General features: G+C 72.6%; 14 protein-coding genes and 1 other RNA gene. 7 read left to right on the top strand and 8 right to left on the bottom strand.

Features of this window, described 5'->3' with window-relative positions:
* The first annotated feature begins 20 nt into the window (after positions 1 to 20).
* Positions 21 to 1,220, top strand: coding sequence for an AI-2E family transporter (locus QUV83_RS05415; RefSeq protein ID WP_289563154.1), 1,200 nt, complete (start codon positions 21 to 23; stop codon positions 1,218 to 1,220).
* Between the two features lie 2 nt (positions 1,221 to 1,222).
* Here the strand turns inward: QUV83_RS05415 and QUV83_RS05410 are convergent, their stop codons facing one another.
* The gene (locus tag QUV83_RS05410; RefSeq protein ID WP_289563153.1) at positions 1,223 to 4,261 is read right to left on the bottom strand and encodes a bifunctional [glutamine synthetase] adenylyltransferase/[glutamine synthetase]-adenylyl-L-tyrosine phosphorylase; all 3,039 of its coding nucleotides are present in this window, start codon (positions 4,259 to 4,261) and stop codon (positions 1,223 to 1,225) included.
* A gap of 31 nt (positions 4,262 to 4,292) precedes the next feature.
* Positions 4,293 to 5,630: a type I glutamate--ammonia ligase gene (gene glnA / locus QUV83_RS05405; RefSeq protein WP_066587880.1), complete on the bottom strand. Its 1,338-nt coding sequence runs from the start codon at positions 5,628 to 5,630 to the stop codon at positions 4,293 to 4,295.
* Between the two features lie 97 nt (positions 5,631 to 5,727).
* Between glnA and QUV83_RS05400 the strand changes: the two genes are divergently transcribed.
* The gene (locus QUV83_RS05400; protein WP_289563152.1) at positions 5,728 to 7,380 is read left to right on the top strand and encodes an NAD+ synthase; all 1,653 of its coding nucleotides are present in this window, start codon (positions 5,728 to 5,730) and stop codon (positions 7,378 to 7,380) included.
* Between the two features lie 67 nt (positions 7,381 to 7,447).
* Positions 7,448 to 8,260 (top strand): 3-methyl-2-oxobutanoate hydroxymethyltransferase, encoded by an 813-nt coding sequence (gene panB / locus QUV83_RS05395; protein ID WP_289563151.1) that lies wholly within the window; start codon positions 7,448 to 7,450, stop codon positions 8,258 to 8,260.
* Positions 8,261 to 8,293: 33 nt separating this feature from the next.
* Here panB and QUV83_RS05390 read toward each other — a convergent pair whose 3' ends face one another.
* On the bottom strand, positions 8,294 to 8,476 hold the full coding sequence (locus tag QUV83_RS05390; protein ID WP_289563150.1) for an SPOR domain-containing protein: 183 nt from the start codon (positions 8,474 to 8,476) through the stop codon (positions 8,294 to 8,296).
* Positions 8,477 to 8,532: 56 nt separating this feature from the next.
* Here QUV83_RS05390 and map point away from each other — a divergent pair, with 56 nt between their 5' ends.
* From map to QUV83_RS05375, 3 genes are all read left to right on the top strand, one after another.
* Entirely contained in the window at positions 8,533 to 9,405 is an 873-nt protein-coding gene (map, locus tag QUV83_RS05385) for a type I methionyl aminopeptidase (RefSeq protein WP_436231885.1), read from the top strand.
* Positions 9,402 to 10,238 carry a polyphosphate--glucose phosphotransferase gene (ppgK, locus tag QUV83_RS05380; RefSeq protein WP_289563149.1) on the top strand — a complete coding sequence of 279 codons (837 nt, stop codon included), beginning with the start codon at positions 9,402 to 9,404 and terminating at the stop codon, positions 10,236 to 10,238. Before map ends, ppgK begins: the two co-directional genes overlap by 4 nt.
* Before the next feature lie 195 nt (positions 10,239 to 10,433).
* Positions 10,434 to 11,219: an MBL fold metallo-hydrolase gene (locus QUV83_RS05375; protein WP_289563148.1), complete on the top strand. Its 786-nt coding sequence runs from the start codon at positions 10,434 to 10,436 to the stop codon at positions 11,217 to 11,219.
* Positions 11,220 to 11,289: 70 nt separating this feature from the next.
* Here the strand turns inward: QUV83_RS05375 and QUV83_RS05370 are convergent, their stop codons facing one another.
* The gene (locus QUV83_RS05370; protein WP_289563147.1) at positions 11,290 to 11,469 is read right to left on the bottom strand and encodes an Rv0909 family putative TA system antitoxin; all 180 of its coding nucleotides are present in this window, start codon (positions 11,467 to 11,469) and stop codon (positions 11,290 to 11,292) included.
* Between the two features lie 125 nt (positions 11,470 to 11,594).
* The gene (locus QUV83_RS05365; RefSeq protein ID WP_289563145.1) at positions 11,595 to 12,104 is read right to left on the bottom strand and encodes a hypothetical protein; all 510 of its coding nucleotides are present in this window, start codon (positions 12,102 to 12,104) and stop codon (positions 11,595 to 11,597) included.
* A 104-nt stretch (positions 12,105 to 12,208) separates the two neighbouring features.
* Here QUV83_RS05365 and QUV83_RS05360 point away from each other — a divergent pair, with 104 nt between their 5' ends.
* Positions 12,209 to 12,613 (top strand): VOC family protein, encoded by a 405-nt coding sequence (locus QUV83_RS05360; RefSeq protein ID WP_289563144.1) that lies wholly within the window; start codon positions 12,209 to 12,211, stop codon positions 12,611 to 12,613.
* A gap of 3 nt (positions 12,614 to 12,616) precedes the next feature.
* On the opposite strand, the gene QUV83_RS05355 is transcribed toward QUV83_RS05360, so the two are convergent.
* The 3 genes from QUV83_RS05355 to rnpB form a co-directional block, all read right to left on the bottom strand.
* The gene (locus tag QUV83_RS05355; RefSeq protein ID WP_289563143.1) at positions 12,617 to 13,009 is read right to left on the bottom strand and encodes a RidA family protein; all 393 of its coding nucleotides are present in this window, start codon (positions 13,007 to 13,009) and stop codon (positions 12,617 to 12,619) included.
* A gap of 40 nt (positions 13,010 to 13,049) precedes the next feature.
* Positions 13,050 to 13,607 carry an isochorismatase family protein gene (locus tag QUV83_RS05350; RefSeq protein WP_289563142.1) on the bottom strand — a complete coding sequence of 186 codons (558 nt, stop codon included), beginning with the start codon at positions 13,605 to 13,607 and terminating at the stop codon, positions 13,050 to 13,052.
* A 104-nt stretch (positions 13,608 to 13,711) separates the two neighbouring features.
* An RNA gene (gene rnpB / locus QUV83_RS05345) (RNase P RNA component class A) lies at positions 13,712 to 14,095 on the bottom strand.
* Positions 14,096 to 14,102 lie beyond the last annotated feature (7 nt).

Below are 14,102 nucleotides of genomic sequence, written 5' to 3'. Positions count from 1 at the left end.
TGACCCGTGAGGGAACCCCCATGAGGACGACGACAGCCCAGCGCGCGAACTCCGGCCGTCCGCCAGCGTGGCTCCCCCGCGCCCTGCTGATGGCCGTGGTGGCCGTCTTCGCGGCGGTCCTCGCGTGGCGGGCGCTCGGGCAGCTCGGCTCGGTGATCACCATCCTCGTCACGGCCTGGTTCATCGCCCTGGCGATGGAGCCGCCGGTGCGCTGGCTGGTGCGGCACAGGATGCGCCGCGGAGTCGCCACGGGCCTGGTGATGTTCGGCGTGATCCTGGGGAGCCTCGGGCTGCTGACGGTGTTCGGGCAGTTGTTCGTCGCCCAGCTCGTCGATCTCATCCGCTCGGTGCCGGAGCTCTACGAGCAGCTCACCGCCTTCGTGCTCAACGCGTTCGGCTACGAGCTGCCGACCACCGACAAGGTGCTCGTCCAGCTCGTCGACAGTTGGGGCACGAACGTCGCGCAGGGCGTGATCGGCGTCGGCGGCACCATCCTCGGCGGGCTCTTCGTGCTCTCCGCGGTGCTGCTGGTCGTCTTCTACATGGTCGCCCAGGGCCCGCGCTTCAAGGCCTCGATCTGCAGCCTGCTGGCGCCCGAGCGCCAGCGGGAGGTGCTGCGCGTGTGGGACGCCTCGCAGGAGCAGGTCTCCAACTTCCTCAGCTCGCGGATCCTGCTCGCGCTGGTGTCGGCCTTCGCGACCTTCGTCTTCCTGACAGTGGTGCGCGTGCCGTACGCCGTGCCGCTCGCGGCGTTCACGGGGCTCGTGTCCCAGTTCGTGCCGACCATCGGCACCTACATCGGCGGGGCGCTGCCGGTGGTCGTGGGCCTGACGGTCAGCCCGCTGACCGGGCTCGGCGTGGTGATCTTCATCGTCGTGTACCAGCAGGTCGAGAACCTGGTGCTCGCCCCCAAGATCTCCGCGCACACGATGGAGCTCAACCCCGCCGTCGCGTTCATCTCGGTGCTGGCGTTCGGCGCCGTGTTCGGGGCGCTCGGGGCGTTCCTCGCGCTGCCGGTCGCCGCGACGATCAAGGCCGTCTCCGGCGCCTACCTCAAGCGCCACGAGCTGGTGGACTCGGAGCTGTTGGCCGACGGCGCCACGCCCGCGCCCCGCCGCCAGGCCGCGGCTGCGGCCCCGGTGGCCGCTGACGCCGCTGACACCGCCGACGAGGACGCGGCCGAGGCCACCGAGCCGGACTCGGTCGCGGCACGGTCCTGACGTCAGGCGTAGAAGACGCGCTCCACCACGGCCCGCGCGCGCCGTGACGTGCGCAGGTACTCCTCTTCGAGCTCCCCGGCCGAGCCGGACGGGTAGCCCAGGATGCGCGCCATCCCGGACAGGGCCTGCGTGTCGTGGGGCAGCACGTCGGCCTGGGCGCCGCCGATCCGCCCGGTCCACAGCACGATCGCGTCCCGCAGCCGAGAGGCCAGCTCCCACGCGTCGGTGAGCGTCGCGGCGTCGGAGGCGTCCAGCAGGCCCGCGCCCACGGCGGCGGAGAGCGCGTCGAGCGTCGAGGTGGTGCGCAGGCCCGGCACGGCATGCGCGTGCTGGAGCTGGAGGAGCTGCGCCGTCCACTCCACGTCGGAGATCCCGCCACGGCCGAGCTTCAGGTGCCGGGCGGGGTCGGCGCCGCGCGGCAGCCGCTCGGACTCCACCCGCGCCTTGATCCTGCGGACCTCGCGCTCGACGGAGGCGTCGAGCCCGCCTGCGGGGTAGCGCAGCGGGTCCACGAGGTCGGTGAACCGCCGCCCCAGCCCGGGGTCCCCCGCGACGGGCCGGGCGCGCAGCAGCGCCTGGCTCTCCCACGGCGCCGACCAGCGGTCGTAGTACTCGACGTACGAGGCGAACGAGCGCACCAGCGGGCCGTTGCGACCCTCGGGGCGCAGGTCGGCGTCCACCTCGAGGGCCGGCTCGGGGCCCATCTCGCCGAGGAGCTTGCGCAGGCGGGTCATCACCGCGAGGGCGAAGTCCTGCGCGACGCCCGCCTCGGCGCCGGGGAGCGGGTCGTGCACGAAGAGCACGTCCGCGTCGGAGGAGAAGCCCATCTCCTGGCCGCCCAGGCGCCCCATGGCGACGACGAGCAACAGCGTCGGATCGGCGTCCAGCCCGCGCTCGGCCCGGACCTGCGCGGCGGCGACCCGCAGGGCGCCCGCGAGGACGACGTCGGCGGCCACGGTCAGGCTCGCCTCCGACCGGGTGCCGGTCTGGACGCCCAGCACGTCGGCCGCGGCGGCGCGTGCCAGCTCGCGGCGGCGCAGCGCCCGCAACGCCGTCACGGCGGCGCCGGGCTCGGCGGCTCGGGCGAGGATCGCGTCCGCCTCGGCGGTGAGCGCCTCGCGGGTGGGCGGCGCGAGCTCCGCGTCGTCGGCGAGCCATGTCACCGACTCCGGGGAGCGGGACAGCGCGTCCGAGACGTACCGCGAGGTCGACAGCACGCGTGCCAGGCGGTGCGCGGCGAGCCCGGAGTCGCGCAGCAGCTTGAGGTACCAGTGCGTGGTGCCGAGCTCCTCCGACAGCCGGCGGAATGCGAGCAGTCCCGCGTCCGGGTCGGCGCCGTCGCCGAACCAGCCCAGCATGACGGGCAGGAGCTGCCGCTGGATGGCGGCCCGGCGGGACACCCCCTCCGTCAGCGCGGCGATGTGCCGCACGGCGCCGGCCGGGTCCCGGTACCCGATCGCGGCCAGGCGTGCCCGGGCCGCCTCGGGGGCCAGGCTGGCCTCCTCGGCGGAGAGCTGCGCGGTGGCGGGCAGCAGCGGGCGGTAGAAGAGCTCCTCATGCAGCCGGCGGACCTCGCGGCGGACCAGCCGCCAGCGGTCGGTGAGGCCCTGCGCGCCGTCGGCCCGCATCCCCACGGACCTGGCGAGCCGGCGCAGGTCCGCCTCCGAGGTGGGCATCAGGTGGGTGCGCTGCATCCGGTAGAGCTGGATCCGGTGCTCCAGCGCGCGCAGGAACCGATAGCAGACCGCGAGCTGCGCGGCGTGCTCGCGGCCCACGTAACCGCCCGCGGCCAGCGCCGCCAACGCCGTCAGGGTGTGCGGGCTGCGGATCGACTCGTCGGCCCGCCCGTGCACGAGCTGCAGCAGCTGCACGGTGAACTCGACGTCGCGCAGGCCGCCCTTGCCGAGCTTGAGCTGCCGGTCGGCCTCCGCCGCGGGCACGTTGTCCTCGACCCGGCGACGCATGGCCTGTGAGTCCTCGACGAAGTTCTCCCGCTGCACGGCCGCCCACACCATCGGGTTGACGGTCTGCACATAGGCGCGACCCAACTCGGCGTCCCCCGCGAGGTGACGCGCCTTGAGCAGCGCCTGGAACTCCCAGGTCTTGGCCCAGCGCTCGTAGTAGGCCTTGTGGCTCGCGAGCGTGCGCACCAGCGGGCCGTTCTTGCCCTCGGGGCGCAGCGCCGCGTCCACCGGCCACAGCGCGGGCTCGCCGGAGGACGTCGAGGAGCATGCCCGGGCGAGCCCGGCGGCGAGCCTCGCCCCCGTGGCGAGCGCCTCGTCCTCCGTGGCGCCCTCGGCCGGCTCCGCGACGTACACGACGTCGACGTCGCTCACGTAGTTGAGCTCTCGCCCACCACACTTGCCCATTCCGATGACCGCGAGCCGCACCCCCGCGCCGTGGTCGTCGAGGTCGGCGCGGGCGATCGCCAGGGACGCCTCGAGCGCCGCCGCCGCGAGGTCCGCGAGCGCGGCGCCCACCGCCGGCAGCTGGGAGATGGGCTCCTTGCAGCACAGGTCGGTGGCGGCGATCCGCAGCATCCGGCGCTGGTAGGCGCGGCGCATGGCGTCGATCGCGCGCGCTCCCCCGTCGTCGGCCACCGGGACGTCGGCGGCCGGATCGGCGCCGACGGCCTCGAGCAGCTCCGCGCGGACGTCAGCGGCGGGGACGCCGGTGCCCGGCGCCGGGTCGGCGATCACGGCGAGGTGGTCGGGATGCGCGGCGAGGTTGTCGCCGAGGGCCACCGACTGGCCGATGACGGCCAGCAACCGGTCCCGACCGACGCCCTCCGCGAGCAGGCCGGCCAGCAGCGCGCGGTGCTCGGCGCGGCCCGCGACCGCCCCGGCGATCTTGGCCAGCGCGAGCAGCGCCTGATCCGGGTCCGCGACCTCGGCGAGCGGGCCGAGCAGCCTCTCCTCGGCATCCGGGACGATCGCGAGCAGGCCAGGGTCCTGCAAGAGCCGTTCGGCGCGGGCGGCGTCCTCGAAACCTGCTCGGGTCAGGCGCCCCGCGAGGGAGACCCCCCGTCGTCCTGTGCTCACGCCGTCACGTTACCGGCGTGGGCGAGCGTGCTCACAGGACGGGCAGGAACCGCTGCAGCTCGTACTGCGTGACCTGCGCCCGGTACTCGTCCCACTCCTGCTTCTTGTTCCGCAGCACGAAGTCGAAGACGTGCTCGCCGAGGGTCTCGGCGACGAGCTCCGACTTCTCCATCACGGCGATCGCGGCGTCGAGGGAGGTGGGCAGCGGCTCGATGCCGAGCGCCCGGCGCTCCGCGTCGGTGAGCTCCCACACGTCGTCCTCGGCGCCCTCGGGCAGCTCGTAGCCCTCCTCGATGCCCTTGAGGCCGGCCGCGAGCAGCACCGCGAACGCGAGGTACGGGTTCGTGGCGGCGTCGACGGCGCGGTACTCCACGCGGCTCGAGTTGCCCTTGCCCGGCTTGTACATCGGCACGCGCACCAGCGCGGAGCGGTTGTTGTGGCCCCAGCAGATGTAGCTGGGCGCCTCGGCGCCGCCCCACAGCCGCTTGTAGGAGTTGACGAACTGGTTCGTCACGGCGGTGATCTCCGCGGCGTGGGTGAGGATGCCGGCGATGAAGCTGCGGGCCACCTTCGACAGCTCGAGGTGCGCGCCGGGCTCGTGGAACGCGTTGCGGTCGCCCTCGAACAGCGACAGGTGCGTGTGCATGCCCGATCCGGGCTTGTCCGGCAGCGGCTTGGGCATGAACGACGCGAAGACGCCCTGCTCGAGGGCGACCTCCTTGACCACCGTGCGGAACGTCATGATGTTGTCCGCGGTGGTCAGCGCGTCGGCGTACCGCAGGTCGATCTCGTTCTGCCCCGGGCCGGCCTCGTGGTGGGAGAACTCCACCGAGATGCCCATCGACTCGAGCATCGTGATCGCGGCGCGGCGGAAGTCGTGCGCGGTGCCGCGCGGCACGTGGTCGAAGTAGCCGCCCTGGTCGACGGGCACCAGCGGGCGCAGCGGGTCCGCCGGCGCCTCGAACAGGTAGAACTCGACCTCGGGGTGCGTGTAGAAGGTGAAGCCCTGCGCGCTGGCCTTCGCGAGCGCGCGCTTGAGCACGTTGCGCGAGTCAGCGAGCGACGGCTCGCCGCCCGGCGTGAGGATGTCGCAGAACATCCGCGCGGTGCCGTGCCGCTCGCCGCGCCACGGCAGGATCTGGAAGGTCGTGGGGTCGGGCTTGGCGATCATGTCCGCCTCGTACACCCGGGTGAGCCCCTCGATGGAGCTGCCGTCGAACCCGATGCCCTCGGAGAACGCGGCCTCGAGCTCGGCCGGGGCGATCGCGACGGACTTGAGGATTCCGAGCACGTCGGTGAACCAGAGGCGGATGAAGCGGATGTCCCGCTCTTCGACCGTGCGGAGCACGAACTCCTGCTGCCTGTCCATGCGGTACATCCTGCCCGATGCGTGTTGCCGCTGGTGACATACGCGCAGGCGATTCCCGGCAGGTGGGCCATCCCGCTGCGGGGCCTAGGCTCGGGACATGGCATTGCGCATCGCCCTGGCCCAGATCGACACATGCGTCGGCGACCTCGACGGCAACTCCCAAGCGGTGCTCGACTGGTCGCAGCGCGCGGCCGAGGCGGGCGCTGACCTGGTCGTCTTCCCGGAGATGACCCTCACGGGCTACCCCATCGAGGACCTGGCGCTGCGCGCCTCGTTCCGGCGCGGCGCCGAGCGCGCGCTCGAGCGGACCGCGGCCGAGCTCGAGGCGCGCGGCCTGGGCGGCCTGGCGGTGCTGGTCGGCACGGTGGGAGACACCGCCGTCCGCGAGCATGACGGCGCCCCCGCGCGGCCCACCAACCAGGCGGTGCTGCTGCAGCACGGCCAGGTGGTGCGGCGGTACGACAAGCACCACCTGCCCAACTACGGCGTCTTCGACGAGTTCCGCATCTTCGCGCCCGGCGACGACATCTGCGTGCTCGACGTGCGCGGGCACCGGGTGGGCGTGGTCATCTGCGAGGACATCTGGCAGGACGGCGGCCCCGTCTCCGAGATGGACCAGAACGAGATCGCGCTGCTCGTGGTGCTCAACGGCTCCCCCTTCGAGGAGGGCAAGGGGCACATCCGCACTGAGCTCGCCGCCCGTCGCGCGCGGCAGGTCGACGCCCCCGTGGCCTACGTGAACATGGTGGGCGGCCAGGACGACCTGGTCTTCGACGGCGGCTCGTTCATCGTCGGCGCCGACGGGACGCTGCTGGCCCGGGCGCCGCAGTTCGTCGAGCACCTGCTGGTGTGGGACCTGGACGACTCGCGCGCGCCGCGCACCGGCGAGATCGCCCCGCACCTGGACCCCGACGAGGAGGTCTACCGGGCGCTGGTCACGGGACTGTCCGGGTACGCGCGCAAGAACGGCTTCCGGTCGGTGGTGCTCGGCCTCTCCGGCGGCATCGACTCGGCGCTCGTGGCCGCCATCAGCGCGGACGCCCTGGGCGGCGAGCACGTCGTCGGGGTGTCCATGCCGTCCCGGTACTCCTCCGAGCACTCGAAGGACGACGCGGCCGACCTGGCGAAGCGGATCGGCGCCGACTACCGCGTGCAGCCCATCGGCACGATCGTCGACGCGTTCGATGCCCAACTCGGCCTCGAGGGCGTCGCGGCGGAGAACCTGCAGGCCCGGGTGCGCGGCATGATCCTGATGGGCTTGTCGAACGCCGAGGGGCACCTGGTGCTCGCCACCGGGAACAAGAGCGAGCTCGCGGTCGGCTACTCGACCATCTACGGCGACGCCGTCGGCGGGTACGCCCCGCTCAAGGACGTCGACAAGTCGCGGGTGTGGGCGTTGTCCCGCTGGCGCAACAACGCGGCGATCGACGCCGGGCAGATCCCGCCCATCCCGGAGAGCTCCATCACCAAGCCCCCGTCGGCCGAGTTGCGGCCCGGCCAGACGGACCAGGACTCGCTGCCGCCCTACGACCTGCTCGACGAGGTGCTCGACGCCTACGTGGAGCACGCCGAGGGCCGCGCCGAGCTCCTCGCGCGCGGCTACGACCCGGAGGTGGTCGACAAGGTCCTGTCCCTCGTCGACCGCGCCGAGTGGAAGCGCCGCCAGTACCCGCTGGGCCCCAAGGTCACAGCCCTCGCCTTCGGCCGCGACCGTAGGCTTCCCATCACCACGCGTTGGCGCGAGCCCTGACGGGCACGCCGCAGCCGATCACCGGAGCACACGCCGTGCGCTCCCCGGACCCACAGGAGCGAGCCGAATGACCACGACCCCCAAGCGCGTGCGCGTCCACCACCTGCGCGAGGCCAAGGAGCGCGGCGAGAAGCTGACGATGCTCACCGCCTACGACGCGCCCACGGCCCGCATCTTCGACGAGGCGGGCATCGACCTGCTGCTGGTCGGGGACTCGATCGGCAACACGATGCTCGGCCATGAGACGACGATCCCCGTCACGGTGGACGAGCTGATCCCGCCGGCCCGCGCGGTCGCCCGCTCGGTGAGCCGGGCCCTGGTGGTCGTGGACCTGCCGTTCGGCTCCTACGAGGCCGGCCCCGAGCAGGCCCTGGCCACCGCCGTGCGGCTCTTCAAGGAGACCGGCGCGCACGCCGTGAAGCTCGAGGGCGGCCGACGTGTCGCCGCCCAGGTCCGGGCGCTGACCGACGCCGGCATCCCCGTCTTCGGCCACCTCGGGTTCACGCCGCAGTCCGAGAACGCGCTTGGCGGCAAGCGCGTGCAGGGCCGCGGGGAGGACGCCGCGGAGCTGCTCAGCGAGGACGCCCTCGCGCTGCAGGACGCCGGCGCCGTCGCGATCGTCCTGGAGATGGTCCCCGCGCCCGTCGCCGCGCGGCTCACCGAGATCCTGCGGGTGCCGACCATCGGCATCGGCGCCGGCGTCGAGTGCGACGGCCAGGTGCTGGTGTGGCTCGACATGGCGGGGATGGGCGACTGGTCGCCGCGGTTCGCCAAGCAGTACGCCCAGATCGGCCAGGCCCTCGGCGACGCGGCGCGCGCCTATGCGGCCGATGTGCGCGGCGCCGTGTTCCCGGACGACGCGCACTCCTTCTTGCAGTGAGGCGCTAGTTCTCGCAGTGAGAGGCCAGGCCGCTCAGCGGCGGCGCTCCTCGTCCTCCTCGTCCCACGCCTTGCTGCGGGCGGCGGCGAGGTCGAGCGCCCGCTGGGCGGCCTCGCGCGTCGGGTAGGGGCCCATCCTGTCCTTCCAGTCGGAGACCTTCCCCTCCTCGACCTGCCCGGTCGCGATGTTGTAGTAGTACTCGCCACTGCCCGACATGCCGCCTCCTCGTCGTGACCGCACCTCGGCCCCGCGTGCTCCGTAGACTGCCATCTATGTCGACCGTGCACGCGCCGAGAGCCAGCCTCGTCCCGGGGACCATCAGCCCGCAGCTGCAGGTCCCCGCCTCGATCCCGCGTCCGGAGTACGTGGGCCGCCCGGCGCCCACGCCGTTCACCGGCAGCGACATCCCGGCGCCGGAGGTGCTCGAGCGGATCCGGGTGGCCGCGCGCATCGCCGCGCAGGCCCTGGAGGAGGTCGGGCGCCACGTGGCCCCCGGCGTCACCACCGACGCCCTCGACCGGGTGGGCCACGAGTTCCTCATGGACCACCACGCCTACCCGTCGACTCTCGGCTACCGCGGGTTCCCCAAGTCGCTGTGCACCTCCGTGAACGAGGTCATCTGCCACGGCATCCCCGACTCGACGGTGCTGCAGGACGGCGACCTGGTGAACATCGACATCACCGCCTACATCGGCGGGGTGCACGGGGACAACAACGCGACGTTCGGCGTCGGCGAGCTCGACGAGGAGTCCGCGCTGCTGGTCGAGCGCACCCGCGAGTCGCTCAACCGCGCCATCAAGGCGGTGAAGCCCGGCCGTGAGATCAACGTGATCGGCCGGGTCATCGAGAAGTACGCGCAGCGGTTCGGGTACGGCGTCGTCCGCGACTACACGGGCCACGGGGTGGGCGAGGCATTCCACACCGGGCTGGTGGTCCCCCACTACGACGCCGCGCCCAACTACGCCACGGTGATGGAGCCCGGGATGGTGTTCACCATCGAGCCGATGCTCAACCTGGGGACCCCGGAGTGGGAGATGTGGGACGACGGCTGGACTGTCGTCACCGCGGACCGCCGCCGCAGCGCGCAGTTCGAGCACACGTTGGTCGTGACCGAGACCGGAGCCGAGGTGCTGACCCTGCCATGAGCCACCACAACGATCACCAGCACAAGCACGACCACAAGCACGATCACAAACACGGCAAGCGCCATCACCAGCTCGCCGAGCGCCCCACCACGGCCTTCGGCATCGACATCGGCGGCAGCGGCATCAAGGGCGCGCCCGTCGACCTGGTCAAGGGCGAGTTCGCGGGCGAGCGAGTCCGCATCCCCACCCCGCAGCCGGCGACGCCGGGCGCCGTCGCGCAGACGGTCGCCGAGGTGATCGAGGCCTTCCACCTGCCGAAGGACGTGCCGGTGGGTGTGACGTTCCCGGCCGTCATCCTGCACGGCGTCGCGCAGTCCGCGGCCAATGTGGACTCCTCCTGGATCGGGACGGACGTCGAGGACGTCATCGCCGACGCGACGGGCCGCACCGTGGTGGCCGTCAACGACGCTGACGCCGCGGGGCTCGCGGAGACCCTGTACGGCGCGGCGCGCGGAGTCTCGGGCGTGGTGCTGGTGACGACGCTCGGCACGGGCATCGGCTCGGCGCTGGTGGTCGACGGGCGCCTGGTGCCGAACACCGAGCTGGGGCACCTGGAGATCGACGGCCACGACGCGGAGAGCCGTGCGGCGGAGAGCGCGCGGGACCGCGAGGAGCTGAGCTGGGAGCAGTGGGCCGAGCGGCTGCAGCGTTACTACAGCGTGGTGGAGAACCTCTTCTGGCCCGATCTGATCGTGGTGGGCGGTGGCGTCAGCAAGCACTACGAGAAGTTCCTGCCGTTGCTCAAGCTGCGCACGCCCATCGTGCCGGCGACGCTGCGGAACGCCGCGGGCATCGTGGGGGCGGCGTCGTTGGCGGCGGACGCCTCGCACTGACCGCCGGACGCACTGACGGCGGCATCCCTGAACGGGATGCCGCCGTCGCTCGGTCGCGTGGCGACCGCAACGCGAGCCTGCTGCGGGGGGGAGGCTGCTGCTCGCGTCCTTGGAATGAGCCTCCCAGAAGAGAGCGCTTTCTGGGTGAAATGTCCCATGAGGGTGTTCTCATCTGCTCCGACCTACGATCAAGCCATGACTGCCGCGCCCACGTTCACGCAGGTCGCCCCCGGAACTTGGACAGCGACGGCCAACATCTGGACGAGCCTCACCACAGCAGTCATCTCACCTGACGGCGCCTGCCTGCTCGTCGACCCGGGGATCAGCGTCGCCGAGCTGGACGCTCTGGCACAGGAGGCCGCCGAGCGCGGCTGGCGGGTCACCGCCGGGTTCTCCACCCACCCGCACTGGGACCACGTGCTGTGGCACGCGGCCTGGGACGGCCCACGCTGGGCGACGGCGGAGGCCGTCGAGTCTCAGGAGCGCACCCGCGACGCCGATGTGGCGAAGGCCGCCGCAACCACGCCCGGCCACGACCCCGCCCTCTTCGGCCGGCTCACCGCGCTGCCGCCAGAGGCCGACGAGATCCCCTGGGACGGGCCTCAGGCTGTGGTCGTGCGGCACCGGGCACACGCGCCCGGCCACGCCGCGCTCGTCCTGCCGCACGCCGCGACGCTGCTGGCCGGCGACATGCTCTCCGACCTGGAGATCCCCCTGCTGGACACCGACGCGGCCGATCCCCTGGGCGACTACTGGGCGGCGCTCGACACCCTGGAACGCGCCGCTGCGGACCATCGCGTCAACACGGTCATCCCCGGACACGGCCACGTGGGAGACAGCGCCGAGCTCGCCCGCCGGATCGCCGCCGACCGCCGCTACCTCGACGCGCTCGAGCAGGGCCGGGAACCCGACGACGACCGGCTGAGGACCCCGTGGCTCGCCGAGGAGCACCGCGCCCACCTCGCACGACTGCGTCGCTGAAGGGCCCAGAGACGACGACGGCCCCGAGGCCGCGACCGCGACCCGGAGCCGTTCTTCGAGGAGGGGCGCCTCAGCCGTTGCCGAGAGCCTCATCCCCCTTGTCGCGGGCCTGCGACACCTTGTCCTCGTGGCCCTCCGCGACCTTCGAGGCCGCGGACTCCGCCTTGTCGAGGCCAGAGTCGCTGGCCTCCTCGGCCTTGTCGCTGTGCGCCGCCTCCGAGGCCTTGTCCTTCATGTCGTCGATCCCCATGGGAGCGTCCTTCCGTCGAGGCTGGGCCCGTGCGGGCCCACTCCCATCGTCCGCCGCCGCTGTGGCGCGTGCATCTGGCGCCTGGCCGCCGCGGCCATCCACGGTCGCGCACAAGCCGCGGTCGATCACACCCGTTCGTCAGCCCCCTCCAACGCGGCCGATCCCGCCGCGATCCGCTCCACCCACTCGGGCGTGGCGCGGCCCCGCCGCCGATCCGTGAGCACTCTCCCGCGCGCGGCCGTCGTCTCGGTCGCGCTCGGCGCAGGCGCAGCCGAGGCCACCGGGCCACCCACCCCGAGCAGCAGGCCCCAGGCGGCGTCGAACACCTCGAGATCGTCGGGTGTGGCCAGCTCGCTCTCCGCCAGGCGGTACAGCACCGCAACCCCGACCCGGCGCCGTTCCGGCGCTCCGGTGAGCACCTCGTCCAGCGCCCACTGGGTCCGCCGCCACCACTCGGCCTTCGCGTCGGCGCGCCTGCGCTGCGCGATGGCGGCATAGGCGACGGCGCCGGCGATCGCCCCCGCGCACAGTGTCGCCGCGGGCCCCAGCACCACCGCCCAGCCGAGCCAGTCGGAGTCCACGGCGGCGTCGACGACGGCGGCATCGACGACCGAGCGCATAGCGATCAGCGGCATGACCATCCCCCGATCCTCGCAGAAGGGGCGATCCGGGCAGAGGGGACGCGCGGGACGGGCACGAGCCCTTGCTGACGCGCCCAGCGCTGCCTATCGTCCACGCCATGGGCATCCTGCTGAGCGGGCTAGTGATCGACTCCCATGACCCCGCCGCCCTCGCGGCCTGGTGGGGCGAGGCGCTCGGGCGGGAGGTGGAGGTCGACGACGAGGACGAAGTCGGCCTGGCGCCCTCGAACCCGCAGGAGCCTGGCCTGCTTTTCCTCCGCGTCCCAGAGGACAAGGTCGTCAAGAACCGGTTGCACCTCGACCTGCGGCCTCAGGACGGCTCCGACCAGGCGGCCGAGCTCGAGCGGCTGCTCGCGATGGGCGCGCGGCGCGTCGACGTGGGGCAAGGCTCCGACGTGACGTGGGTCGTGCTCGCCGACCCCGAGGGCAACGAGTTCTGCCTGCTCCGGTCCACGCCGTCGGACCTCGCCGCCGCGGAGGCCGCAGCCGAGGCGCTCCCCTGACCCTCAGCCCTCGGGGACAGCGGCGATCGCGTCGATCTCCACCAGGGCGCCCGGCCGCGCCGGGGTGACGGCGAGGACCGTCACCGCCGTGCGCCGGTTGCCCCACACTGCGCCCGTCGCGGCGTACGCCTCCGTGGGGTCCACCCCTGCGGCGAGGTAGATGGTCAGCCGCGCCACGTGCTCAGGCCCCGTGCCCGCGTGCTCGAGGACGGCCAGCAGATTGCGGAACGCCTGCTCCGTCTGCGGTCCGAGCCCCTCGAGCAACTCGCCGGAGCTGTCGGCCCCGTTCTGCCCGCCCACATAGAGCACGGGCCCCGGCGGGACGATCATGCCCTGCGTGAAGGCCGGGTTCTGATGCACTCCTGGCGGGTCGACGGGTGTGAGCTGGCTGGTCATGAGCTTCCCCCTCGGACGTGCGCTGGATGTGTCTGGGCGGTCAGGCGCTCCTGAACGCCACGTCTGCTGCCGGGACCACTGCCGCAAGCCGGCCCGGCGCGGCCTGGAACCCCCAGTACAGGTTCGTGTGGGCGATCACCTGCTGGGGAGGCGGTGCGCCCCACGCCGACTTGTCGCCGGTGGTGTGCGCGTCGCTGACGAGTGTCACGTCGTAGCCGCGGGTGAACGCGCCGTGGATGGTGGAGCGGACGCAGGCGTCCGACTCGGCGCCCGTCACCACGAGCCGCCCGACGCCCGCCCGGCCCAGCACGTCGTCGAGGTCGGTCCCCTCGAACGAGTCGCCGTAGGCCTTGTGGACGAGTGGCTCCGCGTCGTCGCGGACCAGTTCGGGGATGCCCTCCCAGGAGTCGGAGCCGCGCGGCAGGTCCTCGTCGGAGTGCCGCACCCAGATGACCGGGACCCGCTCCTCGCGGGCCCGCTCGATCAGTGCGGCGATACGGGCGGTGGTCGCCGTGCGCTCATGCGCTCCGTCCACGACGCCGTTCTGCATGTCGATCACGAGCAGAGCGGTGTGCGGGCGGTCGGTCAGCGTGGTCATGGGATCTCCTCGCACAGCGGCGTTCAGCACAGCGGCGTTCACATGTGGTGTAGATCACCCTAGGACGACCCACCGACACGCGTGCGGCGGCGAGAGAGAAAGCGCGGATGAGCCAGTCGTACGCCGGGTTCTGTCCCCGTGCCCAGTTGCCCGGACACGGGTGGCGACCATCCATCTACGACGTGCGTTGCCGCACGCCTCCAGCGGTCTACCCGGGAGCTCGGGCGAGCAGCCCTCAAGCACTCCCTGTCTGACCTTGCTCCGGGTGGGGTTTACCTAGCCGCACCGGTCACCCGGCACGCTGGTGGTCTCTTACACCACCGTTTCACCCTGACCCCGCCTGCTCCGAGGAGCGTGCGAGGCGGTCTGTTCTCTGTGGCACTGTCCCGCGGGTCACCCCGGGTGGGTGTTACCCACCACCCCGCTCTATGGAGCCCGGACGTTCCTCGGCGAGCCCGAGGGCTCGACGCGGCCGCCTGACTGACTCATCCGCGG

The organism is Cellulomonas cellasea (genome assembly GCF_030372105.1).
Taxonomy (GTDB): domain Bacteria; phylum Actinomycetota; class Actinomycetes; order Actinomycetales; family Cellulomonadaceae; genus Cellulomonas_A; species Cellulomonas_A cellasea_A.
The sequence above is the reverse complement of the archived record's forward strand: the minus strand, read 5'-3'. Positions and strand labels throughout refer to the sequence as shown.